We start from the raw sequence: 21,956 nt of genomic DNA, 5'->3' as shown, positions 1-21,956 counted from the left end.
CAGTGATAGCGTCCTGCCATTGTCGGGTTAGCTCATCCATTGGTCCGTGCGCTGCCGCACATTGCTTTTAGAAAATTATTCTTACGAAATAAAAGCCGGGAGGCTTGCGCCATCCCGGCTTTTTCTGAAAAGAGATGCGCTCAGGCGACCGAGCGCAGGCGGCCCTTCACAATGCGCACGCGGTCGCCGCTGCGCCATGCCGGCGGGCTGCTCTGGCGGAAGGTGCGCAGGGTGCCGTCATCGAGGCGCACGCGGATTTCGTAGCTGGTGCTGGCCTTCATATTGCCTTCGACCTGGTTGCCGACCACCGCGCCGCCGATGGCGCCCGCCGCGGTCGCGATGGTGCGGCCGGTGCCGCCGCCGATCTGGTTGCCCAGCAGGCCGCCGATGACGGCGCCGCCGGCGGCGCCCAGTCCACTGCCTTCGGCGCGCTGCTTGATGGTGCGGACCGATTCGACGTTGCCGCAGTTCGAGCACCAGTTGCGGCCGGTGTCGGCGGCCGCCACCTGCACCGGTTTCTTGGCCGACTCCCTGACCGGTGCCTCGACCACGCGTTCGACCACACGCTCCGGCGGCGGCGCCGGGACATAGTTCGTTGCCGGCGCATAGGCCTGGGCCGGCTGGGCCGGGTATTCGGCGGGCACGGCGCTGTTCGGCGGCTGCACGTAGCCCGGCGCGAGCTGCTGGCCGGGCACGTTGCCGACCACGCCCGGCGCCGGCTGCGGGCTTCCCTGCGGCAGGGTCGAGGCCAGCGCCAGGCGTTCGGTTTCGCTCAGCTGGCGCTCCTTGTTGCCGCCCACGGATGAGGGAATCCAGCCGAGGATCGCCGCCGTACCGACCAGGCAGAACAGCAGGACCGCCAGTGCGGCCAGGATCATCAGCGGATGCATGCGTCCGCGTGCGGACGGGGTGGGAGAGGTGTTCATGCTGGTTTCCTTTCGGGGAAGTTCTTGTTGAGGCCGTTCATGCCGGGGATGCAATACGTCCGGCGGCCTGTGCATTGCCAGATTGTCCTCAGGAACAACAAGCGGTTCCGTGCGTCACCGTACATACCAGATCGGAGCGGGACGGTTACGCTGACCTAAATTGTTTGCAAATGTATCCGACAGACGGCTTGGCTTATGCATCCCCCACGCGAGAATCCGATGAATTTTGCCGCACCGCCGCCGATTGCCGAACACAACAGCAATCTGCTGCTGGCCGCGCTGCCACCGCAGGAACTGGCGCAGGTCCTGCCGCTGCTCGATCCGGTCACCGTCGCGGTCGGGGACGTGCTGTGCGAAGCCGGCGACCCGCTGCGCTACATCTATTTTCCCCACGACTGCCTGATCTCCCTGATGGGCGTAGCCGAAGGGCGCATGACGCTCGAGGTGGGCCTGGTGGGGCGCGAGGGCATGGTCGGCGCCACGGTGGCGCTCGGCCACGACACCACCCAGGTGCGCGCCATCGTCCAGCGTGCCGGCAGCGCCAGCCGCATGGACAGCGCCCGCTTTCGCGCCGAGGTGGCGCGCAACCCTTCGCTGCAGCGCGTGCTGTACCGCTATACCGACACGCAGCTGGCCCAGGCGATCCAGATCGCCGTGTGCAGCCGCTTCCACGTGCTGGAAGCGCGGCTGGCGCGCTCGCTGCTGGTCACGCGCGACCGCCTGCGCTCGGACAAATTCCACCTGACCCACGAGTTCCTCGCGCATGCGCTCGGCGTGCGCCGCGTCGGCGTCACCAAGGCCGCCAGCGCGCTGCAGCAGCAGGGGCTGATCGACTACAGCCGCGGGAACATCGAGATCCTCGATCCGGAAGGCCTGGCGGCGGCCTCGTGCACCTGCTACGAGATCGTCAAGGACGCGGGTATCCAGTCCGTCCACGGTTTCATGTAAGCCCGAACGCCGAATACAAGAAAGCCTGGCAAGGCCAGGCTTTCTTGTATTCGCTTGTCGAGCAATCGATCAGTTGGTCTTGCCAACCTGGTTGCCAACCACGCCGCCCACGGCTGCGCCGCCGACGGTGCCGACTGCGCTGCCGCCGGTCAGGGCGCCACCGATCACGGCGCCGGCGCCGGCGCCGATCGCGGTGCTCTTGTCCTGCTGCGACATGCCGGCGCAGCCGGTCAGGCCCAGTGCAGCGGTGGCGAGGGTGGCGGTCACTACGAGTTGTTTGATGGTTTTCATGTTGATCTCCTTTTACGGTGGGTTATTTCAAGCGCAGGTCATTCTTGACTGACTTCACGCCCTTCACGGTCCGGGCAACCGATGCCGCGGCCGCCACACTGTCCGCCGAGCTGACGAATCCGCTCAGCTGCACAACGCCTTGCACGGTCTCGACGCCGATGTCGAAGATGCTCAGCGTCGGCTCGCGCACGATGGCGGCCTTGACGCCGGCGGTGATGGTGGCATCGTCCACATACTGCGCCACCGGTCCACCGCCGCCCGACGTGGCGCATCCTGCGACCTGGCTAAGTGCCAGCATGACCGCCAGGGCGGTCGTGATACCAAATCGCTTCATGCGGCAACGTTCGTCGAGTCCATGTGAGCAAGATACCGTTTTCCGTTCGTACTGATCTGTTCGACAACTCACAGTGCCGTGTAAAAATTGTTTCAACGGCGCTGGGTCTTGCCCGGCGGCGGCGCCTTCGGCTTCTCGCGCGCGTCGGACAACAGGCGGGCGCAGTCGCTGTCCTCGCCCGGCCCGGTATTGATCAGGGGCAGCAGGGCGGCGACCGGCGCCGCGATGGTCGCCAGCGCGATGGCGCTGCCGGCCTTCATCGCCAGCACGCCCTTGTCCACCGACACGTCCGGCTGGCTGAAGGGACCGCGCACGTAGAAGGGCGAGCGCAAGGAGATCAGGCGCAGGCCCTTGGTCTTCGGATCGATGCGCAGGTCCAATTGCTCGTTGGCCAGGTTGATGCTGCCCTCGATGTTGATCAGCGCTTCCTTGGTGTCCACCACGAAGTAGCGCGTGCGTGCCAGGCCGTTGGTGACCGCGAAATCGGAGGCCATGCAGTTGAGCTGCACCTGCTTGTCGCCGAACACCTTGGTGATGACGATGTTGGCCACGTTCAGGCCCATCATCTCCAGCAGCATCTTGCTGACCTGGCCCTGGCTGATCAGGGTTTTCAGTTCGCCGTTCGAGCCGGCCAGCAGGCTGGACACGGAATTGCCCTGGGCGGTCAGGCTGGCGTCGCCGCTGATGCTGCCCACCGAGGCCTGCAGCTGCTCGATCTTCGGGAACAGCTTCTTGATCTCGATCTTCCGGGCCGTGACCTTGGCCTGGGCCTTGATTGCCTTCGGGCCCTGGCGGCCGCGGCCGTCGAGGCGGATGTTCGAACGCACCGTGCCCCCGGCCATGGCGAATTCCAGCGGCTCGAGGTTCAGCACGGCGTTATCCATCTTCAGGTGGGTCGACAGCTTGCTGATCGGGAAGGCCGTGTCGCGCACGATGCGGTCGGCCGCGAAGCGCACGTCGGCATCCAGTTTGTTCCAGCGTTCGGTCTTGAATTCCTCGACCGGCAATACCTTGCCGCCCGGCTGAACCACATCGGCATTGCGCTCCTTCTTGGCGGCGTTGGAGTCGGCGCCGATCAGCGGCGCCAGGTCGGCGAATACCAGGGTTTGCGAGCGGACATTGCCCGACAGCTTGGGCCGTGCCCCGCCGGTGGCATATTCGAGGCGCCCGCCGATGTCCGAGGATCCGACCTTGCCCTTGAAGCCGTCGTAGACCCAGCGCATGCTGCGCTTGCCGTCCTTGTTCTGTTCGCCGAGGGTGCCGGTCAGGCGGCCCGAGGTCGAGAACGGGCCGGTGGTCGGCAGCACCACGCCGGTGAAGTTGTACAGCTGGTCCATGCTGGGACCGGCCAGCTCCAGCTTCAGGTCGATCGCCGCCAGTTTCGAGGGCCGCGTCGCCGTGCCCTCGACCGCGATCCGCGTTTTGCCCGAACGCATCTCGGCCTGGACCGGGTAGGGCGTGCTCTGCTGCTTGAGCGAGAGCACCGCACCGGCCTTGCCGCCGCCCGTGACCGGCGCGCCGTTGTAGGTGCCGTCGAGGGTCCAGCCGACCCCGTAGCGCCCGCCGTTCTCGAGCGTGCGCACCTTCGCCGTCACATCGGCCTTCGTCACCGCGTCCTTGATGTGCACGATGCCGTCGGTCAGCACGATGCGATCGAGGTCGAGTGTCCATTTGGACTTTTCTTCCTTGCGCTTGAAGGTCCAGTTGTTGCGCCCCTCGTCGAGGCGCAGCAGGTCCACCCGCGGGCCGTCGAAACGCAGCAGCGGAATGTTGATGGTCTTCGACAGCAGGGCGAAGGGATTGACCGAGAACGAGAACTGGCGTGCGCTGCCGGAATCCTGCGCCGGCAGGCCGGCGGGGTTGCCGACGTGGGTGTCGTTGGCGATCAGGTGCGGCCACGGGATGTGGTCGCGCCAGGTGCGTTCGGCCGGCGCCATGGTCTTGGCGGGGCGTTCCCATTCGACGTCCAGGTTGCCGCGGATCTCGAAGGGACGTTCGATGGCCTCGCTCACCTTGGCATTGATCCAGGGACGGGCGCGGTTCCAGTCGAAGGTGAGGATGAACACGATGGCGATCACCGGGATGGCGACCAGGATCCCAAGGATGCTCAACAGTATTTTGCTGCTCGTGCGGCGCGCCGGATGACGGCCCTGCGCCGCCTGCTTGTCGGTCTCGGCCATGGCGGACTTTCGATGGTAGGTAGGTTCAGGCCAGCTTAGCGCAAGGCCTTTACGCCCAATGTGCGCTGCCTAACGTTCTTCTGTTGAGCAGATCGCTACGAGCCGGGCAATGTGCGGCAGCGAACCGAAGGCAAGAGATAACAGGTTTATAACGTTACCAAGGACATTTCCTCATCAAAAGGAGAAAAGCGATGGACCAAGAACATGCGATGCGCCGTCTCTTGACGCCACTGGCTGCCGCAGCCGTGCTGGCGCTGGTCGGCTGTGCCAGCCCGCAGAAGGCACCTGCCACCGCCGACGTGGCGGTGTCGCGCAATGCCGTCGAGAACGCCGTGTCGGCCGGCGCCGCCGAGCTGGCCCCGGCCGAGATCACCGCCGCGCGCGACAAGATGGTGCGCGCCAACGCGGCCCTGGCGGCCAAGGACTACAAGCTGGCTCGCGAGCTGGCGGTCCAGGCCCAGGCCGACGCCAAGCTGGCGCAGAGCAAGGCCAACTCGGCCAAGGCCACCGCGGCCGCCAACGCGCTCGACGCCGACCTGCGCGTGCTGCGCGAGGAAGTCGAGCGCGCCAATGCGCCCTCGGCCACGACCTCGACGCAGTAAGCCGATCAGCAATAAGAAGAAGTTCCCTTCATTGACCGCCGCGCCAGCGCGGCGCCCAGGAAAAAAGGACAAGCCATGAAAACCCGTTCCACGATGTCGCTGCTGGCCGCCGCCGTGCTGGCCACGGCCTGCGCCACCGCCCCGATGACCACGCCGACGCTGGACCAGGCGCGCGCCGATTTCGTCTCCGCCAACAACAATCCGCAGGTCGCCCAGTATGCGCCGCTCGAGTTCAAGCAGGCCAGCGACGCCCTCGACCAGGCCAATGCCGCCGCCGCGCGCCGCGAAAGCCTGAACGACGTCGACCGCCTGGCCTACGTGGCCAAGCAGCGCGTCGCCACCGCGGTGGAGGTGGCCAGGGCAAAGGCGGCCGAGGCCGATATTGCGAACGCATCGCGCGAACGCGACCAGGTCCGCCTGGCGGCCCGCACCGCGGAAGCCGACCGCGCCAAGCGCGAGGCCGAGGCCGCCCAGGCCCAGGCCGCCCAGGCGCAGGCCCAGGCCCAGGCGGCCCAGCAGCAGGCCGCCGCCGCCCAGCAGCAGAATGCCGCGCTGGCCCAGCGCGCCGCGGTGCTGGAAGCGCTGCTGGTCGAGCTGCAGGCCGTCAAGACCGAGCGCGGCTATGTCGTGACGATCGGCGACGTGCTGTTCGCCACCAACCAGGCGACCCTGACACCGAACGGCATGTCGACCTTGCGCAAACTGGCCGACGTCATGGCGCAGAACCCGAACCGTACCGTGCTGGTCGAAGGGTTTACGGATAGTACCGGCAGCTCCTCTTACAACCAGGAACTGTCGCAGCGCCGTGCCGAAGCCGTGGCCTCGGCGCTGGGTTCGCTGGGCGTGCCGCGCGACCGCATCGCCATGAAGGCGTACGGCGAAGCCTTCCCGGTGGCCCCGAATGATACGGCGTCCAACCGCCAGCTCAACCGCCGTGTCGAAATCGTGCTGTCGAACGAGAACGCGCAGATCCCGCCACGTACCGCGGGGCGCTGAGCTGGTTCATTTGCATTTGGTTCATGAGGTAAAACTATGGAAGAAACGAAACACCTGGCGCATGGCTTCGACGTCGCGGCGATCCGCCGCGCGGCGGCCAACCTCGACGACGGCGCCGTCACCGAGGGCTACCAGGCCGACCGCGAGGCGGTCATCGCGATGCTGAACGACGCGCTGGCCACCGAGCTGCTGTGCGTGCTGCGCTACAAGCGGCACTACTACACCGTGAGCGGTCCGAACACCGGCCACATCAAGGCCGAGTTCCTCGAGCACGCCCAGCAGGAGCAGGACCATGCCGACCGCATCGCCGAGCGCATCGTGCAACTGAACGGATCGCCGAACTTCAACCCGGCCACGCTGACCGCGCGCAGCCATGCCGAGTACGACGATTCCGACGACGTGCAGGCGATGATCCGCGCCGACCTGATCGCCGAGCGCGTGGCGATCGAATCCTATCGCCAGATGATCCAGGCGATCGGCGACCGCGACCCGACGACGACAAAGATGCTTACCGACATCATGGCCGTCGAAGAAGAGCATGCCGACGACATGCGCGACCTGCTGGCCTGAGGCCGGATTTACATTCATCACCCATCGATAACAATGGAGCACACCATGCTAGACACCACCCGCAGCAACCTGAAATCCCACGCCCACGGCTACCAGTTCGACAGCAAAGCCGCCGACGCATCGTCGGACATGCAGGCACTGGTGCGCGACGCCCAGTCGATGCTGAGCGCCGCCGCCGCCCTGACCGGCGACAAGGCCGAGGAACTGCGCAGCCGCGGCATGGAGCTGCTCGACCGCGCACTGGGCCGCGCCAGCCACTACCAGGGCCAGGCGATGGAAAGGGGCCGGGAACTGGCCCACGAGGCCGATGTCTATGTGAAGGACAACCCATACCGTACGCTCGCGGTTGCCGCCGGTATCGGCGTGCTGCTCGGCGTCCTCCTGAGCCGTAAGCAATAAACGTCGCCGGGGACCGCCATGCAAAAAGACGACACCGTCGTGCATACCCCCGGCCTCATGGGCGGGATCTCCAGCCTCATGAAAAGCCTGTTCGGTCTGGTGGTATCGCGCGTGGAACTGGCCGCGCTCGAGCTGTCCGAGGTGCGCAACCACCTGATCGAACTCGTGGCCCTGTTCGGCGCGGCCATCCTGGCGATCTGGTTCGCCATCGCCTACGGCACCGCGACCATCGTCGCGCTGGCATGGGACGACATGGGCTGGAAGATCCTGCTGATCCTGTTCGTCGTGTTCCTGGTCATCACCGGCATCCTGGTGGCGAAGGGCCTGGCCCTGCTCAAGCAGGACAAGCTCTCGTTCCCGGCGACCATGAAGGAACTGAAGAACGACCGCGACATGCTGCTCTAAGCGGCGACACGAAGGAGGGGAAACATGCACAATCAAGATGGAACGACCGGACTGGCCGGCCACAAGCACAGCCTGGATCCGGTGGCGCGCAAGCAGGAGCTGCTGCGCGAGGGCGAGTTCTTCCGCAGCAACGTGGCGCACGCGCGGGCGCAGATTCGGCACGCGGCGCGCCCCGAGGTGATGTTGCACAGCACGATCGACCACGCCACCTGGGCCCTGCGCGCACGCGCCGACGCCTTGTTGAAACCGACCGGCACCAGCGTGTCGGTGCTGATGCCTTACGGGCTGGCGCTGTTCAACTTCATCCGCCAGCGCAAGCTCGGCAAGCCTGCCGGCGCTGCCGCCATCCTGCTGGGGGTAGCGGGCTGGTACATGAACAAACGCCGTGTCCAGCAGAACGGGCTGAGCTGACACGGCCCATAAGTCAAACCGATCCGAATATGGTGGGGCTTGAGCGGCGTCGCAATCATTGATTGCACGCCGTTTTTTTTCGCTGGTACGGATGAGTCAAGATAATATCTGTTGTTGCGTAGGGTGGTCGGCTCCGCCGACCGCGCGTTCAACTGTCGCTGGCGCTGAAGCCCCTCATGCCGTAGCCGAACGCGCGCACGGCAAAGCCGGCTAAGCGCCCCGGTGCACCCTACCAGTACATCGGCGCTGCAGAGGGTTCAGGGCGTTTCTCCCTGCCCAGCTACCCGCGCCTTGGCCTGCGCCATGTCACGCTGGTAGATCGCGCGTGCTTCCTGCATGCAGGCGTTGCGCTCGGCCGCCGGCGCTTTCTTGCAGGCGTTTCGTGCCTCCTGCAATGCCGCGCCGATTTCCTTCTGCAGCGTGCGCATCCGCGCCTGGGTGGTCGCGTCTTCGCGGTACCAGCGCGCCGGATCGCCCTGGGCGATTTCACGCGCCTGCTTGCTGGCGGCGGCTGGATCGACGAGGGCGTCGCTGCTGGTATGGGTCGGGGTCTGGGGCTGGGTAGGGGTCTGGGCGTGGGCGAGCAGGGTGCTGCCGAGCAGGCAGGCACAGGCCCCGCGCAACACGGTCGATAGGATTTGCATGGTGTCCTCCAGGGTCGGAAGAAGTGCCGCGGCGAGGCCTGCCGCAGCGCAAAGGAGGGCACCGGGCCGCTGAACAGCACGGCCAGCACGAGGACCGGCGCCCCGTCGTTGCGGTCGGGCGATGCCGGTGCAGGGATGCACCGGCCGGGGAAAGGCGGACCTGCGCCGCTTCCCCCTGTCACGACCGCTGGTGGCGATCAATAGCGATAGACGCGGCCGTCGACGATGCGCACGCGGTTGCCCACGCGCAGGTCGTAGACGCTGTCCTGGTTCACGGCGCGGTACTCGCCGTTATCCATGCGCACGTTGATCTGATACATCTCGGCGCCGCCGGCCTGACGGTTGCGTTCGACGTTATTGCCGATCGCCGCGCCTGCAACGCCGCCGGCGACGGTCGCCGCGGTACGGCCGCTACCGCTGCCGACCTGGTTGCCGGCCAGGGCGCCGACCACGCCGCCCAGGATCGCACCGGCGCCGCTGGTGCGGTTTTCGCCCTGGACTACCTGGATCGACTCGATCGTGCCATAGCCCATCGAGACGTTGTTGTAGCCGCTGTTGTAGCCGTTGTTGGACGCGTAGGGGTTCGACGACGTACTGGCGCAGCCGGTAAGGAGGGCGGTGGACGCCAGCACGGCAACAGCGAGGGTACGGGTTGCTTTCATGTTGTTCTCCTGATAAGTGTATGGCTCCAGCTTAGCCACGGCCGTGCAAGGGGTCTGTGCGTTGCCTAACCGTCCTTGCCCTGTGTATTTAGCCAAGAGTTTGAGCCAAATACAGATGAGTTGTTGCAGGTAAGTTGCTGTGTTCGGCACCGAACAGAAAACGCGGCAGTCCACGTGTAAAACGTCATTAGCGTGTTGACAAATGGAGAATAAAAAATGAAAACATCCCATGCATTCCTGCTCGTCGGCGCCGCGCTCGCCTGGGCCGGCGCGGTACGGGCGCAAGCCGTGCCGGATGCGAAGACGGCCTACGAACAGGCCAAGGCCACGGCCGAAGCGAACTACAAGTCGGCGCGGGCGCGCTGCGACCAGATCGCCGGCAACCCGCACGACCTGTGCATGGCCGAGGCCAAGGCCGCACGCGTGCGTGTCGAGGAAGAAGCCGAGGCCGCCTACAAGAATACCCTGTCGGCCTATACCCAGGCCCGCATGCGCATCGCGTCCGCCAACTACGACCGCGACAAGGTGCGCTGCGCCGCCGTCACCGGCAATGACCGCGACGTCTGCATGGAGCAGGCCAAGGCGACCCTGGTCGCTGCGCAGGCCGATGCCAAGGCCGACCGCAAGGCCATCGAAGCGCGCCAGGATGCGCGTGAAGACAAGCTGGCCGCCGAATACCGTGTCGCGATCCAGAAATGCGACGCCTACGCCGGCGCCGTCAAGGACCAGTGCGTCAACACTGCCAAGACCGCGTTCGGAAAATGATCCCACTTGCCCGCATGGGCTTTACTGTAGTTCGACCACCGCAGTTTTTAATCAAGGAGCTATCATGAAAATCGCACAACGCCTCGTCACCGCCGCCTTCACCGCCGCCGTCGCCATCACCGCCGTAGGCTGCTCATCGAACCCGACCTCGAAGAGCGCCGGCGAGTACGTCGATGACGCCGTGATCACCACCAAGGTCAAGGCCGCCTTCGCCGCCGACCCGACCGTCAAGGCGACCGAAGTGAACGTGGAAACCTACAAGGGCGACGTCCAGCTGTCGGGCTTCGTGGCCGAGCCGCGCGACGCACAGCGCGCTGTGGAAATCGCGCGCGGCGTACAAGGTGTAACCTCTGTGAAGAACGACATCCGCGTCAAGTAATCCCCAGCGCCGGGGCGGCCCGGCTCCATTGTCAAGGCACGATCCATGCAGCTCGCACCACCCGAACCTGTCGAACCAGCTGCAAGCGCGCCCGACAATGCCGCCCCGGCGGCGCCACCCCCCGCTTCCCCAGGGGCGGGACCCGGCGCCGAGCCCGGCCCTGCAGGCGACGAGCTCACGATGCACGTGGGCGGCCTGCGGCTGCCGATGCACGTCAATGCCCGCGGGCTCTCGCTGGGCATCCTCGCCACCATCGCCAGCCTGTTCGCGCTCCAGTGGGCGCAGAAATTCTTCGTGCCGCTCCTGCTCGGCATCTTCATTGCGTATACCCTGAATCCGCTCGTGCGCTGGCTAGAGCGCTGGCACGTCAAGCGCGTCATCGGCGCGACCCTGGTCACCGCCGTCATCATGGGCGCGCTGGGCGGCACCCTGTACCGGCTGCAGGACGAATTCTTCAACATCATCGACGAGCTGCCGACCCTGACGACCAAGGTCACCAGGATCCTGACCGACAGCACCGGCCAGCGCTCGACCATCCAGCAGGTTCAGGCCGCCGCCGCCGAGATCGAGCGCGCCGCCTCCAGCGCCACCGGCGGCGAGGAACGCCGTGCGATCCAGAAGCGCACCCAATCGGTCCCGCCGGCGCCCGCCGCCGGCAGCAGCATCCGGGTGATGGACTGGGTCCTGGCCGGCTCGATCGGCCTGGCCACCTTCCTGTCGCAGGCCACCATGGTGGTGTTCCTGGTGTTCTTCCTGCTGCTTGCGGGCGACACCTTCAAGCGCAAGCTGGTCAAGCTCACCGGGCCTTCGCTGACGCGCAAAAAAGTGACCGTCCACATCCTGGACGACATGAACAATGCGATCCAGATGTACATGTTCATGCTGCTGGTGACCAACGTGCTGCTGGCGCTGCTCACCTGGGCGGCGCTGCGCGCGATCGGCCTCGAAAACGCCGGCGCCTGGGCCGCCTTCGCCGGCGTGGCCCACATCGTGCCTTATTTCGGCCCGCTCCTGATCACCATCGCCACCGGGGCGGTGGCCTTCTTCCAGTTCGAGTCGCTGCGCATGGTGATCCTGGTGGCCGGGTCCTCGCTCGGGATCGCGACCCTGGTCGGCATGGTCGTGACGACCTGGATGACCGGCAAGATCGCCAAGATGAACCCGGCGGCCGTCTTCGTGAGCCTGCTGTTCTGGGGCTGGCTGTGGGGGATGTGGGGCCTGCTGCTCGGCGTGCCGGTCGTGGTGGTGCTGAAGGTGGTGGCCGAGCGGGTCGAGGGGATGGAAGCGCTGGCGGAGTTGTTGGGGGAGTAATTTGGTCCAGTGGACCAAATTACGCTCGGGCGGCAGTGCCGCCCGGCTAGAAACACAGTGTGCAGACCGATAGCGCCGACCAACGCCGCCGCCCGGCTAGGAACACAGTGTCCAGACCAATAGCGCCGACCAACGCCGCCGCCCGGCTAGGAACACAGTGTCCAGACCAATAGCGCCGACCAACGGCGCCGACCGTTAGCGCAAATTACCCCGCGCGACCGTTCTTCCAGGTGACAGTCGGCTCGGGCGGCGCATCCTCCTTCTTCTTGTCCCCGGTCTCGTGCGCCGGCTTGTGCTTCAGGCTGCCCATCTTGAGGGCATACTGGCGGGCGAACTCGGCGCCCAGGAAGAAGATCTGCGCCGAGTAATACACCCAGAGCAGCAGGGCGATCAGCGAGCCGGCCGCGCCGAAGCTGTCCGTGGTGCCGCTGTTGCCGATGTAGAGGCCGATGCCGAATTTGCCCAGTGTGAACATCGCGGCCGTACCCAGCGCACCGATCATGACGTCGTGCCAGGACAGCTTGATGCGCGGCAGCAGCTTGTAGATCACGCCGAACAGGGTGGCGATCACCAGGAAGCTCACCGCCGCGGCGACCCAGCCCATGACCACGGCGGCTTCCTTCCACATGCCGCCGATGTAGGTCTCGACCACGGCCAGTGCCGCACTGACGACCAGCGAGACCATCAGCAGGAAGCCCAGCACCAGGATCAGGCCGAAGGAGAGCAGGCGGGTGCGCACCAGGTTCCAGAAACCGGACTCCTTGGGCGGCGGAACGTCCCAGATCTCGTCCAGGCTGTCCTTCAGTTCCGAGAACACGGTGGTGGCGCCGACGAGCAGCAGCACGAAGGCGACGATGGTCGCGAACAGTCCGCTCTCCTTGTTCTGCGCGCCGGCCAGGATGGCCTGGATGGTTTCGGCCCCCTGGGGACCGACGAGGCCGCGCAGCTGGGCCAGCAATTGTCCCTGGGCCGCTTCGGCGCCATAGAAGAAGCCGGCGATGGCGATCACCAGCACCAGCACCGGCGCCAGCGAGAACAAGGTATAGAAGGCAAGTGCCGCCCCTTTGCTGGAGGCGCGATGATCGAGCCATTCCATTACCGCGCAGCGCATCACGTGGACCAGTTCACGCGAATACGGCAGCCATTTTTTGATTGCCATGACTCCTCCAATTGAAAAGGGGGCCGCGGCCCCCTTCGATCATGCGGTGATGCCGGGCCGTCCTGCCGTGCGGGACGGAAGGCGCGGCCGGGCAGGCGCTGTCGCCTGTTACTGAACGCGCTTCTCGACGGTGATCTGCTCGACCTCGACGCGGCGGTTCGGCTCCAGGCAATCGATCAGTTCCTTGCGCTTGCGCTGGTTGCACTGGACCAGCGGGTTGGCTTCACCCTTGCCGTAGGCCTTCAGGCGGTTGCCGTCCACGCCCTTGCTGATCAGGTAGTCGCGCACGGTGTTGGCGCGGCGCTCGGACAGCTTCAGGTTGTATTTTTCCGAACCCAGGCGGTCGGTGTAGCCGGTGATGTCGACGTCGGTGACGCTGGTGTCGGCCTGCAGGGCGGCGGCGATTTCATCCAGCTTCGGCGACGGCATGATCAGGTCGGCCTTGTCGAACTCGAACAGCTTGGTGGCTTCCAGGGTGACCTTCTCGAAGCGCGGTGGCGGCGGCGGCGGAGCGACCGGTGCCGGTGCCGGTGCCGGGGCTTCCGCGACCGGTGCCGGTGCGGGCGCCGGTGCCAGCGCTGCCGGCGGCGGGTTGAAGGCGTAGTTCAGGCCGATCGTCATGTACTTGTTGTTGATGCGGCGCGGGCCGAACTGCTCGTGGTCGCGCAGGAAGCCGCGCACGGCGCGCACGTCGAACTGCATCGACCATTGCGGGCTCAGCGTTGCCTGGTAACCGATACCGGCGGTCAGGTAAGGCGAATTCTTGCCGACGTTGCGCAGCGGGTTCTGCACCTTGTCGCGTTCGATACCGACACCGAGGAGCACGAAGGGACGGAAGCTCTTGCGCGAGAACATCAGCAGGGCGTCGGCGCCCAGCAGGGTCTGGCGGTAACGCGCCGGGCCGTCTTCGAAACGCACCTGGCTGCCGCCGAACTGGATGTCCCACATTTCGTTCACGGCCTTACCGAACTTCAACCCGCCGCCCCAGTCGCGGTCCGCCACGCCCATGCGTGCGTCCGGCTTCGCGAGGATGACGCTCGGCTGGATGTACCACGACGGGTTGATGACTTCTTGGGCCATGGAGCTGCCGGCGGCGCACAGGAGGGCGGCGGCCAGGGCGATCTTCTTCGTATTATTCACAGGTGACTCCCATAAGGTGAAGGGTTATTGACATCGCATGCCTTGACACAGATGTTGGATAAAGATTAACAGTGCAAGTTCCACAATCTCGGTGCGGTACCGCACCTAGCGGCGATGAACTGTGCAATTTTACAACAGTGGTAAAAGTGCCACAGTGGCCTGGCGTGCGCACCATTTTGGTGCGCAGATTTTTCAGGTGGAAACAAGCATGATCACGGGCTGTCGACAAGCGGCCTTATCAAAAATGCTTGCAGGAATAATTCCGAATGTTGGATGGCGCACAGACCGGGATGTCTGACGCAGGCAATCTTGAGCCCAGTTAAGCGGAACCGAGGTGTTGTCAGGGTGTCATACGACACACAGCGACCCGGACCACACAGTCTCACTCTCTAAACGGAGCTCAATAACATGCATGCAACGACCCATCACAACGCGGTGCAAGGCGACATCGGCGCGGTGCACACTTCCAGCAACTCTGCGCTGATCGAACGCGTCCCTCCGCAACCAACCGAGCGCGCGCCGATTTCGCTGGCGCCGATCGAACGCGTCCGTTCGACCTCGGCCACGCAGCGCCGGATCGAAAACATGCAGAAACTGATCAACGAACTGTCGACCCATGAAATGCTGGCCGACGAAATCGCATGGTTCCTGAAATTCTCGCCGTCGGGCGCACGCAAGTACATCCGTGACCTGCGCGAAGCCGGCGTCATCGAGCTGGCACGCTATATCGAAGGCACCGCCACCTACCTGGGCAAGGCCGTGTACCAGATCTGCCCGGACCAGGAGCGCGTCAAGGCCTTCCTGGCCGCGATCTGCCAGCCGAAGCGTGAAGGCGCCGCCCCGCGCAAGGAGCGTCCGGGCCTGCGCGAGCAGAACATGGCCGGCAGCGGCCGCCACTTCCACATCCTGGCGGACGACACCCACTACGCGATCCGCGTGAACCGCAGCCCGGTCACCCGCGATCCGCTGGTGGCAGCCCTGTTCGGCCCGGCCCCGAGCCAGACCGCCAAGGAACGCGCTTAAATAAGCGCTCCCGGCCGGCCGCGGTAGAGACCCGCGGCAGCCGCCGGTCCAGACGATCGCTGTCGTCATTCAAGCCGCGCATTGCGCGGCTTTTTGTTTTTCAAACGAACAATTTTTGATGACGGCGTGTTGAAATCCGGTCAATAATCCCTACTTCCCTCCCATCGCGGCCGCGCTGCCGCCACAAGGAAAGGAAGACCGATGCCAAGCACTTTACCGACCGCGGAGTCCCTGCAGGGCAGGCCGGTCCCGCGCGTGAGCTTCAAGGCGCGCCCCGACGACCAATGGCAGGACATCAGCACGGACGAGCTCTTCAAGGGCAAGACCGTGGTCGTGTTCTCGCTGCCCGGCGCCTTCACGCCCACCTGTTCCTCGACCCATCTGCCGCGCTACAACGAGCTGGCGCCGACCCTGCGTGAGAACGGCGTCGACGACATCGTCTGCATCGCCGTCAACGATGCTTTCGTGATGAACCAGTGGAAGACCGGGCAGGATGCCGGCAACATCACCCTGATCCCGGACGGCAACGGCGATTTCACCGAGGGCATGGGCATGTTGGTCGACAAGCGCGACCTGGGTTTCGGCATGCGCTCCTGGCGCTACGCGATGCTGGTCAAGGACGGCATAATCGACAAAATCTTCATCGAGCCACTGCGCGAAGGCGACCCCTTCGAGGTTTCGGACGCCGATACGATGCTGAGCTATATCAACCCGAACGCGAAGATTCCCGAGCCGGTCGTGATGTTCTCGCGCCCCGGCTGCCCGCATTGTGCGCGTGCCAAGGCCGCCTTGCGCGAGAATGACATCGTGTTCACCGATATTTCGGAAGACCAGAAGATCACGACGAGCGTGCTGCGCGGCCTGACCGGCCACCTCACCTGGCCGCAGGTATTCGTGGGCGGCAGGCTGATCGGCGGTGCCGAGGACGTGCTGGCCTGGGTTGCATCTTCGCGGGAAGCCTGACATGGAAGGCATCATTGCCGGCCTCATCGGGGCCGGACTACTGGCGGCATGGCTGCTGCCGAAGCTGCGCCTGCGCCGCGCACTGGCGCGCCCGCTCGCGCCGGAGCTGGTGGCCATCCTCGAGCGCAACCTGGCCCAGTATGCCCGCATGGACGAGGGGCAGCAGCGGCGCCTGCGGCGCCTGGTCCAGCAATTCCTGCACGAGAAAGCCTTCGTCGGCTGCGCCGGCCTCGAGGTGACGGACGAGATGCGCGTGACCATCGCCGCCCAGGCCTGCATGCTGGTGCTGGGAGGGACCGGCGACGCCAGCCCGGCAAACCTGTACCCGTCGCTGCATGCGGTGCTGGTCTATCCCGGCGCCTTCCTGGTGCCGCGCCGCGAGGTCGATGCCGCCGGCGTCGTCACCGAGCAGCGCCAGGACCTGCTGGGCGAATCCTGGGGCGACGGCCGCGTGATCCTGTCCTGGGACCATGTGCGCCGCGCCGGGGCCGAAGAATCCCCTGATCATAACGTCGTCCTGCACGAGTTCGCCCACCAGCTCGACAGCGAATCGGGCAGCACCAACGGCGCGCCCTACCTGGGCAGCACCGAGCGCTACCGCAGCTGGTCCGAGGTCCTGTCGCGCAACTATGCGGCCTTGCGGCGCGATGCGATGTGGGGGCAGCGCGGCGTGCTCGACCATTACGGCGCCAGCAGTCCGGCCGAGTTCTTCGCGGTGGCGACCGAAAGCTTCTTCGAGCAGCCATGGGAACTGTCCGCGCGCCACCCGGACCTGTACGAGGAATTCATGAAGTATTTCCGCGTCGATCCGCGCGACTGGGTGGCCGAACCGCAGCCGGTGTTCGACGATCCGTTCCAGCATGGCCTCGTCTACGGCCAATGGCGCTAGGCGTGCGCCTGGGCTGCGTGCGGCCCCGTACAGAGCAAGACAGGCGCGGCGGGCATAGTTGAGCTACCAACGATCCAGGAGAAATCGTCATGTCCACCATTATTGCAGGGCGTTTCCAGCTTCAGGATGAAGTCGACCGCGCGCGCCGCGCACTGGCCGACGCAGGTTTCGACAATGGCCGCATCAGCGGGTTCTACCTGAGCCAGCCGGGCCAGCACGACCAGACCCCGATCGGGGGCGATCATCTGCAGTCTCCCGGCGCCAAGGAAACGCCGGAAGGCGTCGTCAAGGGTGTCGCCACCGGCGGCGCGGTCGGCGCGGTGATCGGCGCCGCCACCGCACCCGTCACCGGACCGCTGGGCCCGGTCGTCGGCGGCCTGGTCGGCGGTCACGTCGGCTCGCTGTTCAGCTTTTCCAAGATGAAGGACCGCGGCGAATCGGAAGAGGGCAGCAGCGAGAACCGGGTGCCGCCGCGCGAAGCCGGCATGCTGGTGGCGGTCGCGTTCGACGATGCCGGCATGGCGGACCGCGCGGTCGACGTGCTGCGCCAGCTCGGCGCCCACCACATCGAGCGCGCCGAGGGCAACATCGTCGACGGCGACTGGGCCGATTTCGATCCGGACAGCCGCCCCGAGCTCGTCGCTTGAGCTTCGGTCTTGCCTTGATCTTGGTCAACAAGGCTCGGAAGCCGCTTCCCTACACTCTGTAGATCGCATCCCGGGACAGTCCCGCCAGGCTTGTCCTTGAAGGATGCCGTATACCAAGTCCAAGGGATCCTTCATGAGCAAACGTGTCGCCCTCGTCACCGGGGGCATGGGCGGACTCGGCACGGCCTTGTGCCGCCGCCTGCATCTCGACGGTTTCACCGTCGCCGCCACCTTTTCGCCATCGAACCACCATGGTCGCGAATGGCTGGCCAGCCACCGCCGCGACGGCATGGAATTCATCGCGCTCGAGGCCGACGTGGCAGACTTCGAGTGCGCGGGCCGCGCCGTCCAGCGCCTGCTCGGGCACACCGGCCGCATCGACGTGCTCGTCAATAATGCCGGCCTGGCGCGCGACCGCAGCATGTGCAGGATGGGCCTGGACGACTGGCATGCGGTCATGGGCGTCAACCTCGACGGCGCCTTCAACATGGCGCGCCATACGATCGACACGATGGTCGCGCAGCGCTGGGGACGCATCGTCAACATCGGCTCCGTTACCGGGCAGCAGGGAGCGCTGAACCAGGCCAATTACGCAGCCGCAAAGGCCGGCCTGCACGGCCTGACCAAGGCGCTGGCGCTGGAGTCGGGGCGCCACGGCGTCACGGTCAACACCGTGTCGCCGGGCTACCTCGACACCCGCTCGACGCACGACGTGTCGCCCCAGGTGCTGCACGAACGCATCCTGCCGCAGATCCCGGTCGGACGCCTGGGCCAGCCCGGCGAAGTGGCGGCCATGGTGTCCTGGCTGGTGTCGGACGCGGCGGGTTTCGTCACCGGCGCCAACCTGGCGATCAATGGCGGGCAGCACATGTGCTGACGGCGGCCGCAAGGCGGCGCATCTTCGTGCCGGACTCAGCCTGCCTTGGCCGGAGGCTTCGGCTTGAGCGCATTGAGGGCCTTGCCGTGCTTGTCGATCTTGTCGACGGCGGCCAGGATCAGTGCCGGCTGGCCGGTCGCGGCGGCGCCGGCCAGGGCCAGCAGGCCGCCCACCAGGCCGGTCGCCTCGCCGATGGCGCCGATCTTGCGGATCTTCTCGGCGGCGTCGGCGGTCAGCTTGACGAGCTGGGCCTGCTGCTTGCCCAGGCCCTTGACGATGAGGGTGGCGGCGTCGGCGTGCAGGCCGTTGGCGCGCTGGCGCAGCAGCACTTCGTCCTCGAACAGGGCGCGGGCCTTGTCCTGCACGTGTTCGGGCACCGGACCGCCGGCATAGCTGCGGATCTCCTTCATCACGCGCTCGTGCAGCTGGTCGGCGCAGGCCGACAGGTGGTCGGCCAGCTCGACGATCTTCTCGGTGCTGGACAGGGCGGGGCCAGCGGTGGCGCCCGGGGCCTTGGCGGCCGGTCCGGCCGGCGCCGCGGCATCCGCCGCGTCGAGGACGGCGGCGGCATCGACGTCGGCCTCGGCCGGGGACGCAAGGTCGGCGGATGCGCTGCCGGAACGGGTCGGGGTGGTAGCCATGTGTCCTCCTGTTTACCGCGATAGGTTCTCAGTCGCCGGACAGCCCGTCGCGGATGGTGCGCAGGTCGCGTCCGTAGTTGGCCAGCAGGCGCCGGATTTCCGCGTCCGACAGCTTGCCGAGGTTCTCGCGCATTTTCTGGTGCCCGAGGGCCACCTTGGTCAGGCCCTGCAGGGCCAGCTCGTAGCGGCGGTCTACCAGCTTGTATTCGGTGGCCTTGTTCAGGTAGTGCACCTTGGCGAGCGTCACCAGCATGCGATCCGAGTTGCGCGTCGAAAATGGGATCTCGACATCGAAGATGCCGAGGATCGTCTTCTTCTCATTCTCGTTGGTCTTGTAGTAGAGGCGGGTGAGCGAGATCATGGCGTCCAGCAGCACCTGCACGTCGGCGTCGCCGTCGCGCACCATGGTTTCCACGCTGCGGTTCTGGTAGCCGGAGGCGATCACGCGCGTCAGCAGGCGGGTCAGGCCGGTGTAGGCCGTGATGTGGCGCTGCTGCAGGCCGGACTCGGCATTGGCTTTCAGGCCGTTACCGAGGTCGTCGATGCGCTCGGACAGGTCGTAGCGCGCATCGCCGGCGAGCAGGCTCAGGGTCTGCATGTAGAGCACCAGGGTCTTCTGGATAGCGATGAAGTCCTCGTGCACCGCCTTGCGCTTGGCGTCGTTCTCGCGCGCCAGCTTGTCGGCGGCGGGGGACAGGTAGGGTTGTTCGCGCTCGTAGGTGTCTCGGTAGCGGCGCGCCAGTTCGGCATAGCCGCCCAGCCGCGCGGAGGCATCGGCGAATTCGCGCACTTCCTGCAGGCTGACCGGGCCGCCGGTGGTTGTCCCGCAGCCGCCCAGCAGCAGGCCGCACAGGACAGGAAGGACGACGAGCAGGCGGATCGAGAGTTGTCGCAACATGGGGATCCTTTCTGGCCTGGGGGAGCGGCCCGAAAGTCCCCATTGTTTCAAACTCCGCGCGGCAAAGTCTTGCTGGCGGTCAAGTGCCAGAGCTTACACAAGCACGTATGCACGCCTTATTCGACTTTGCTGCGGTCGAAATGCGGGTTCTGGATCACGCCGAACAGGTTGCCGTAGGGATCGCGCACGGTCGCGACGCGGATGCCGCCACCGACGTCGGTCACGGGCGCGTCCACTTCCGCACCCAGGCCCGCCAGGCGCGCGACCTCGGCCTCGATGTCCTGGCTGCCCCAGTAGGCGGTGGCGCCGGCGCTGCCCGGCTGGCCGTCGGGGATCAGGCCCAGCTCGAAGCCGCCCACCTCGAAGCCGACGTAGAAGACTTCCTTGAAGTAGGGCGCCTTGCCGAGGACCTGCTCATACCAGGCGCTCGCCTCGGTCAGATCGGTGACGGGGTAAATTACGGTGCGCAATCCCTGGATCATCGTGGCTCCTTTGGCCGGGTAAAGCATCGATGCTGCCCGAAGCTTCAGGCCCTGTCCAGCCAGGATGCATGACGCTTGCGTTCTTCGTGCAGCCAGGCGAGTGAAGCCTGCGTGTCGCCCTGCGGCAGGTATTCGCAGCCGACCCATCCTTCGTAGCCGAGTTCGTCCAGCAGGCCGAACAGGAAGGGGAAATTGATCTCGCCGGTGCCGGGCTGGTGGCGGCCCGGCACGTCGGCCAGCTGGACATGGCGGATCAGGGGGAAGTAGCGGCGGATGGTTTCCGCCAGCTCGCCTTCCATCCGCTGCATGTGGTAGATGTCGTACTGCAGGCCCAGGTTGGGGGCGCCGACTTCCTCGATGACCGCCGCCGCCTGGCGCGTGCCGGTGAGGAAATAGCAGGGCATGTCGCGGTCATTGATCGGCTCGATCAAGAGGGTGATGCCGTGTTCCCGGCAGCGCGCCGCCGCATGGCGCAGGTTGGCGACGTAGGCGGCGTGGGCCCGTTCATGGCCGAGGTTCGGCGGCAGCCTGCCGGCCAGGCAGTGCAGGCGGCGCACGCCCAGTTCGAGCGCATAGTCGAGGGCCAGGCCGACCCCGTCCTGGAATTCCGCGCTGCGGCGCGGATCGCAGGCCAGGCCGCGTTCGCCCGCGGCCCAGTCGCCCGCCGGCAGGTTGTGCAGCACCAGTTCCAGTCCGTAGCGCTGCAGGCGCGCGGCGATCTGCTCGGCCTCGAAGGCATACGGAAACAGGAACTCGACCGCATCGAAGCCGGCCGCGCGCGCGGCGGCAAAGCGCTCGAGGAAGGGGAGCTCGCTGAACAGCAGGCTCAGGTTAGCGGCGAATTTCGGCATGCGGCAGGTCGGATGGCGGCGATCCCGCTATCCTAGCCGATTCGGCCCCATGCTTCCTGGCTTACTGACTACCGCCCAGCTCCGCCAGCAGGGTCGAAGTCGACTCGATCTGCTCACGCGAGGTCGCACCGAGCAGCATGCGGCTGACGTTGTGCACCACCAGGCTGGCATTGAGCACCAGCTCGCTGCCGGTGGGCGTGATGATGGCGTAGCCGACGCGGGCATCGCGCGGGTCGCTCTGGCGCCCGACCAGGCCAATTTTTTCCAGCGGCAGCAGCGAGCGGGTCACGCCGGACGCCGTCAGGCCCAGCTTCTCGGCCAGGTCGACCCGGCGCAGCCGCCCGCCCGGGGCGCGCTGCAGGTTCAGCAGCAACTGGTAGTCGGCAAAACTGATGCCGTGCAGGCTGCCGAGCGAACTGTCGAGGCGCCGCGACAGGGCCGCCCAGGCCCGTGCCATGCGCAGGCAGAACTCGCTGGTGGGGCTGTCGAGGGGGGCGGCGGTATCGGGAGCGTCGTTGGTGTCGGTCATGGCAGTGTCCAATTGTTGAGATAAAGTTGATTAC

Annotated in this window: 28 protein-coding genes; 15 read left to right on the top strand and 13 right to left on the bottom strand. The window is 66.1% G+C overall.

Annotated elements, in window-relative coordinates:
• Positions 1-140: 140 nt before the first annotated feature.
• On the bottom strand, positions 141-926 hold the full coding sequence (locus YWC_RS0115025) for a glycine zipper 2TM domain-containing protein (RefSeq protein WP_027866121.1): 786 nt from the start codon (positions 924-926) through the stop codon (positions 141-143).
• A gap of 219 nt (positions 927-1,145) precedes the next feature.
• Here YWC_RS0115025 and YWC_RS0115020 point away from each other — a divergent pair, with 219 nt between their 5' ends.
• Positions 1,146-1,874, top strand: coding sequence for a Crp/Fnr family transcriptional regulator (locus YWC_RS0115020; protein WP_036214460.1), 729 nt, complete (start codon positions 1,146-1,148; stop codon positions 1,872-1,874).
• A 69-nt stretch (positions 1,875-1,943) separates the two neighbouring features.
• Here the strand turns inward: YWC_RS0115020 and YWC_RS0115015 are convergent, their stop codons facing one another.
• The 3 genes from YWC_RS0115015 to YWC_RS0115005 form a co-directional block, all read right to left on the bottom strand.
• Complete coding sequence (locus YWC_RS0115015) at positions 1,944-2,165, bottom strand: YMGG-like glycine zipper-containing protein (RefSeq protein WP_027866119.1); 222 nt, start codon at positions 2,163-2,165, stop codon at positions 1,944-1,946.
• Between the two features lie 22 nt (positions 2,166-2,187).
• Complete coding sequence (locus tag YWC_RS0115010) at positions 2,188-2,499, bottom strand: BON domain-containing protein (protein WP_027866118.1); 312 nt, start codon at positions 2,497-2,499, stop codon at positions 2,188-2,190.
• 92 nt (positions 2,500-2,591) lie between these two features.
• The gene (locus YWC_RS0115005; RefSeq protein WP_051306480.1) at positions 2,592-4,679 is read right to left on the bottom strand and encodes an AsmA family protein; all 2,088 of its coding nucleotides are present in this window, start codon (positions 4,677-4,679) and stop codon (positions 2,592-2,594) included.
• A gap of 191 nt (positions 4,680-4,870) precedes the next feature.
• Between YWC_RS0115005 and YWC_RS0115000 the strand changes: the two genes are divergently transcribed.
• From YWC_RS0115000 to YWC_RS0114975, 6 genes are all read left to right on the top strand, one after another.
• The gene (locus YWC_RS0115000; protein ID WP_229413113.1) at positions 4,871-5,281 is read left to right on the top strand and encodes a DUF4398 domain-containing protein; all 411 of its coding nucleotides are present in this window, start codon (positions 4,871-4,873) and stop codon (positions 5,279-5,281) included.
• Positions 5,282-5,356: 75 nt separating this feature from the next.
• Positions 5,357-6,277: an OmpA family protein gene (locus YWC_RS0114995; protein WP_027866115.1), complete on the top strand. Its 921-nt coding sequence runs from the start codon at positions 5,357-5,359 to the stop codon at positions 6,275-6,277.
• Positions 6,278-6,313: 36 nt separating this feature from the next.
• Positions 6,314-6,847, top strand: a complete 534-nt coding sequence (locus tag YWC_RS0114990) for a ferritin-like domain-containing protein (protein WP_027866114.1) — start codon at positions 6,314-6,316, stop codon at positions 6,845-6,847.
• A 45-nt stretch (positions 6,848-6,892) separates the two neighbouring features.
• Entirely contained in the window at positions 6,893-7,246 is a 354-nt protein-coding gene (locus YWC_RS0114985) for an ElaB/YgaM/YqjD family protein (protein ID WP_027866113.1), read from the top strand.
• Between the two features lie 18 nt (positions 7,247-7,264).
• The gene (locus YWC_RS0114980; protein ID WP_036214457.1) at positions 7,265-7,651 is read left to right on the top strand and encodes a phage holin family protein; all 387 of its coding nucleotides are present in this window, start codon (positions 7,265-7,267) and stop codon (positions 7,649-7,651) included.
• A gap of 24 nt (positions 7,652-7,675) precedes the next feature.
• Positions 7,676-8,062 carry a hypothetical protein gene (locus YWC_RS0114975; RefSeq protein WP_027866111.1) on the top strand — a complete coding sequence of 129 codons (387 nt, stop codon included), beginning with the start codon at positions 7,676-7,678 and terminating at the stop codon, positions 8,060-8,062.
• Between the two features lie 257 nt (positions 8,063-8,319).
• Here YWC_RS0114975 and YWC_RS29510 read toward each other — a convergent pair whose 3' ends face one another.
• The gene (locus tag YWC_RS29510; protein ID WP_036214454.1) at positions 8,320-8,706 is read right to left on the bottom strand and encodes a hypothetical protein; all 387 of its coding nucleotides are present in this window, start codon (positions 8,704-8,706) and stop codon (positions 8,320-8,322) included.
• Between the two features lie 197 nt (positions 8,707-8,903).
• A complete protein-coding gene (locus tag YWC_RS0114965) occupies positions 8,904-9,368 on the bottom strand; it encodes an outer membrane lipoprotein (RefSeq protein WP_027866110.1) in 465 nt (154 codons plus the stop codon).
• 216 nt (positions 9,369-9,584) lie between these two features.
• Between YWC_RS0114965 and YWC_RS0114960 the strand changes: the two genes are divergently transcribed.
• The 3 genes from YWC_RS0114960 (at position 9,585) to YWC_RS0114950 (ending at position 11,823) form a co-directional block, all read left to right on the top strand.
• Positions 9,585-10,133 carry a hypothetical protein gene (locus YWC_RS0114960; RefSeq protein ID WP_027866109.1) on the top strand — a complete coding sequence of 183 codons (549 nt, stop codon included), beginning with the start codon at positions 9,585-9,587 and terminating at the stop codon, positions 10,131-10,133.
• 64 nt (positions 10,134-10,197) lie between these two features.
• Positions 10,198-10,512, top strand: coding sequence for a BON domain-containing protein (locus YWC_RS0114955; RefSeq protein WP_027866108.1), 315 nt, complete (start codon positions 10,198-10,200; stop codon positions 10,510-10,512).
• Positions 10,513-10,557: 45 nt separating this feature from the next.
• The gene (locus YWC_RS0114950; protein WP_084416443.1) at positions 10,558-11,823 is read left to right on the top strand and encodes an AI-2E family transporter; all 1,266 of its coding nucleotides are present in this window, start codon (positions 10,558-10,560) and stop codon (positions 11,821-11,823) included.
• 205 nt (positions 11,824-12,028) lie between these two features.
• Here YWC_RS0114950 and YWC_RS29505 read toward each other — a convergent pair whose 3' ends face one another.
• Both YWC_RS29505 and YWC_RS0114940 read right to left on the bottom strand, forming a co-directional pair.
• Entirely contained in the window at positions 12,029-12,982 is a 954-nt protein-coding gene (locus tag YWC_RS29505; protein WP_051306479.1) for a YihY/virulence factor BrkB family protein, read from the bottom strand.
• 108 nt (positions 12,983-13,090) lie between these two features.
• Positions 13,091-14,122 (bottom strand): OmpA family protein, encoded by a 1,032-nt coding sequence (locus YWC_RS0114940; protein WP_027866106.1) that lies wholly within the window; start codon positions 14,120-14,122, stop codon positions 13,091-13,093.
• 408 nt (positions 14,123-14,530) lie between these two features.
• On the opposite strand from YWC_RS0114940, the gene YWC_RS0114935 reads away from it, so the two are divergent.
• From YWC_RS0114935 to YWC_RS0114915, 5 genes are all read left to right on the top strand, one after another.
• Entirely contained in the window at positions 14,531-15,145 is a 615-nt protein-coding gene (locus YWC_RS0114935; protein WP_027866105.1) for a winged helix-turn-helix domain-containing protein, read from the top strand.
• 201 nt (positions 15,146-15,346) lie between these two features.
• Entirely contained in the window at positions 15,347-16,108 is a 762-nt protein-coding gene (locus tag YWC_RS0114930) for a glutathione peroxidase (protein WP_027866104.1), read from the top strand.
• 1 nt (position 16,109) lies between these two features.
• Entirely contained in the window at positions 16,110-16,997 is an 888-nt protein-coding gene (locus YWC_RS0114925) for a M90 family metallopeptidase (RefSeq protein WP_027866103.1), read from the top strand.
• An 89-nt stretch (positions 16,998-17,086) separates the two neighbouring features.
• Positions 17,087-17,644: a membrane protein gene (locus tag YWC_RS0114920; protein WP_027866102.1), complete on the top strand. Its 558-nt coding sequence runs from the start codon at positions 17,087-17,089 to the stop codon at positions 17,642-17,644.
• A gap of 133 nt (positions 17,645-17,777) precedes the next feature.
• Complete coding sequence (locus YWC_RS0114915) at positions 17,778-18,521, top strand: 3-oxoacyl-ACP reductase family protein (protein ID WP_027866101.1); 744 nt, start codon at positions 17,778-17,780, stop codon at positions 18,519-18,521.
• 35 nt (positions 18,522-18,556) lie between these two features.
• Here the strand turns inward: YWC_RS0114915 and YWC_RS0114910 are convergent, their stop codons facing one another.
• From YWC_RS0114910 to YWC_RS0114890, 5 genes are all read right to left on the bottom strand, one after another.
• A complete protein-coding gene (locus YWC_RS0114910; protein WP_229413112.1) occupies positions 18,557-19,162 on the bottom strand; it encodes a hypothetical protein in 606 nt (201 codons plus the stop codon).
• A gap of 28 nt (positions 19,163-19,190) precedes the next feature.
• Positions 19,191-20,060 (bottom strand): hypothetical protein, encoded by an 870-nt coding sequence (locus YWC_RS0114905; RefSeq protein ID WP_027866099.1) that lies wholly within the window; start codon positions 20,058-20,060, stop codon positions 19,191-19,193.
• Positions 20,061-20,176: 116 nt separating this feature from the next.
• Positions 20,177-20,542 (bottom strand): VOC family protein, encoded by a 366-nt coding sequence (locus tag YWC_RS0114900; RefSeq protein WP_027866098.1) that lies wholly within the window; start codon positions 20,540-20,542, stop codon positions 20,177-20,179.
• A gap of 44 nt (positions 20,543-20,586) precedes the next feature.
• Entirely contained in the window at positions 20,587-21,393 is an 807-nt protein-coding gene (gene hyi, locus YWC_RS0114895; protein ID WP_027866097.1) for a hydroxypyruvate isomerase, read from the bottom strand.
• Between the two features lie 61 nt (positions 21,394-21,454).
• The gene (locus YWC_RS0114890) at positions 21,455-21,922 is read right to left on the bottom strand and encodes a MarR family winged helix-turn-helix transcriptional regulator (RefSeq protein WP_027866096.1); all 468 of its coding nucleotides are present in this window, start codon (positions 21,920-21,922) and stop codon (positions 21,455-21,457) included.
• Between the last annotated feature and the right edge of the window lie 34 nt (positions 21,923-21,956).

Source organism: Massilia alkalitolerans DSM 17462, assembly GCF_000427785.1.
Classification (GTDB): Bacteria; Pseudomonadota; Gammaproteobacteria; order Burkholderiales; family Burkholderiaceae_D; genus Telluria; species Telluria alkalitolerans.
This window is presented reverse-complemented; position numbering and strand designations above follow the sequence as displayed.

Excerpts from the sequence above, each read along its gene's own strand:
- YWC_RS0115025 (WP_027866121.1), bottom strand. The coding sequence starts at position 926 with ATGAACACCTCTCCCACCCCGTCCGCACGCGGACGCATGCATCCGCTG.
- YWC_RS0115020 (WP_036214460.1), top strand. The coding sequence starts at position 1,146 with ATGAATTTTGCCGCACCGCCGCCGATTGCCGAACACAACAGCAATCTG.
- YWC_RS0115015 (WP_027866119.1), bottom strand. The coding sequence starts at position 2,165 with ATGAAAACCATCAAACAACTCGTAGTGACCGCCACCCTCGCCACCGCT.
- YWC_RS0115010 (WP_027866118.1), bottom strand. The coding sequence starts at position 2,499 with ATGAAGCGATTTGGTATCACGACCGCCCTGGCGGTCATGCTGGCACTT.
- YWC_RS0115005 (WP_051306480.1), bottom strand. The coding sequence starts at position 4,679 with ATGGCCGAGACCGACAAGCAGGCGGCGCAGGGCCGTCATCCGGCGCGC.
- YWC_RS0115000 (WP_229413113.1), top strand. The coding sequence starts at position 4,871 with ATGGACCAAGAACATGCGATGCGCCGTCTCTTGACGCCACTGGCTGCC.
- YWC_RS0114995 (WP_027866115.1), top strand. The coding sequence starts at position 5,357 with ATGAAAACCCGTTCCACGATGTCGCTGCTGGCCGCCGCCGTGCTGGCC.
- YWC_RS0114990 (WP_027866114.1), top strand. The coding sequence starts at position 6,314 with ATGGAAGAAACGAAACACCTGGCGCATGGCTTCGACGTCGCGGCGATC.
- YWC_RS0114985 (WP_027866113.1), top strand. The coding sequence starts at position 6,893 with ATGCTAGACACCACCCGCAGCAACCTGAAATCCCACGCCCACGGCTAC.
- YWC_RS0114980 (WP_036214457.1), top strand. The coding sequence starts at position 7,265 with ATGCAAAAAGACGACACCGTCGTGCATACCCCCGGCCTCATGGGCGGG.
- YWC_RS0114975 (WP_027866111.1), top strand. The coding sequence starts at position 7,676 with ATGCACAATCAAGATGGAACGACCGGACTGGCCGGCCACAAGCACAGC.
- YWC_RS29510 (WP_036214454.1), bottom strand. The coding sequence starts at position 8,706 with ATGCAAATCCTATCGACCGTGTTGCGCGGGGCCTGTGCCTGCCTGCTC.
- YWC_RS0114965 (WP_027866110.1), bottom strand. The coding sequence starts at position 9,368 with ATGAAAGCAACCCGTACCCTCGCTGTTGCCGTGCTGGCGTCCACCGCC.
- YWC_RS0114960 (WP_027866109.1), top strand. The coding sequence starts at position 9,585 with ATGAAAACATCCCATGCATTCCTGCTCGTCGGCGCCGCGCTCGCCTGG.
- YWC_RS0114955 (WP_027866108.1), top strand. The coding sequence starts at position 10,198 with ATGAAAATCGCACAACGCCTCGTCACCGCCGCCTTCACCGCCGCCGTC.
- YWC_RS0114950 (WP_084416443.1), top strand. The coding sequence starts at position 10,558 with ATGCAGCTCGCACCACCCGAACCTGTCGAACCAGCTGCAAGCGCGCCC.
- YWC_RS29505 (WP_051306479.1), bottom strand. The coding sequence starts at position 12,982 with ATGGCAATCAAAAAATGGCTGCCGTATTCGCGTGAACTGGTCCACGTG.
- YWC_RS0114935 (WP_027866105.1), top strand. The coding sequence starts at position 14,531 with ATGCATGCAACGACCCATCACAACGCGGTGCAAGGCGACATCGGCGCG.
- YWC_RS0114930 (WP_027866104.1), top strand. The coding sequence starts at position 15,347 with ATGCCAAGCACTTTACCGACCGCGGAGTCCCTGCAGGGCAGGCCGGTC.
- YWC_RS0114925 (WP_027866103.1), top strand. The coding sequence starts at position 16,110 with ATGGAAGGCATCATTGCCGGCCTCATCGGGGCCGGACTACTGGCGGCA.
- YWC_RS0114920 (WP_027866102.1), top strand. The coding sequence starts at position 17,087 with ATGTCCACCATTATTGCAGGGCGTTTCCAGCTTCAGGATGAAGTCGAC.
- YWC_RS0114915 (WP_027866101.1), top strand. The coding sequence starts at position 17,778 with ATGAGCAAACGTGTCGCCCTCGTCACCGGGGGCATGGGCGGACTCGGC.
- YWC_RS0114910 (WP_229413112.1), bottom strand. The coding sequence starts at position 19,162 with ATGGCTACCACCCCGACCCGTTCCGGCAGCGCATCCGCCGACCTTGCG.
- YWC_RS0114905 (WP_027866099.1), bottom strand. The coding sequence starts at position 20,060 with ATGTTGCGACAACTCTCGATCCGCCTGCTCGTCGTCCTTCCTGTCCTG.
- YWC_RS0114900 (WP_027866098.1), bottom strand. The coding sequence starts at position 20,542 with ATGATCCAGGGATTGCGCACCGTAATTTACCCCGTCACCGATCTGACC.
- hyi (WP_027866097.1), bottom strand. The coding sequence starts at position 21,393 with ATGCCGAAATTCGCCGCTAACCTGAGCCTGCTGTTCAGCGAGCTCCCC.
- YWC_RS0114890 (WP_027866096.1), bottom strand. The coding sequence starts at position 21,922 with ATGACCGACACCAACGACGCTCCCGATACCGCCGCCCCCCTCGACAGC.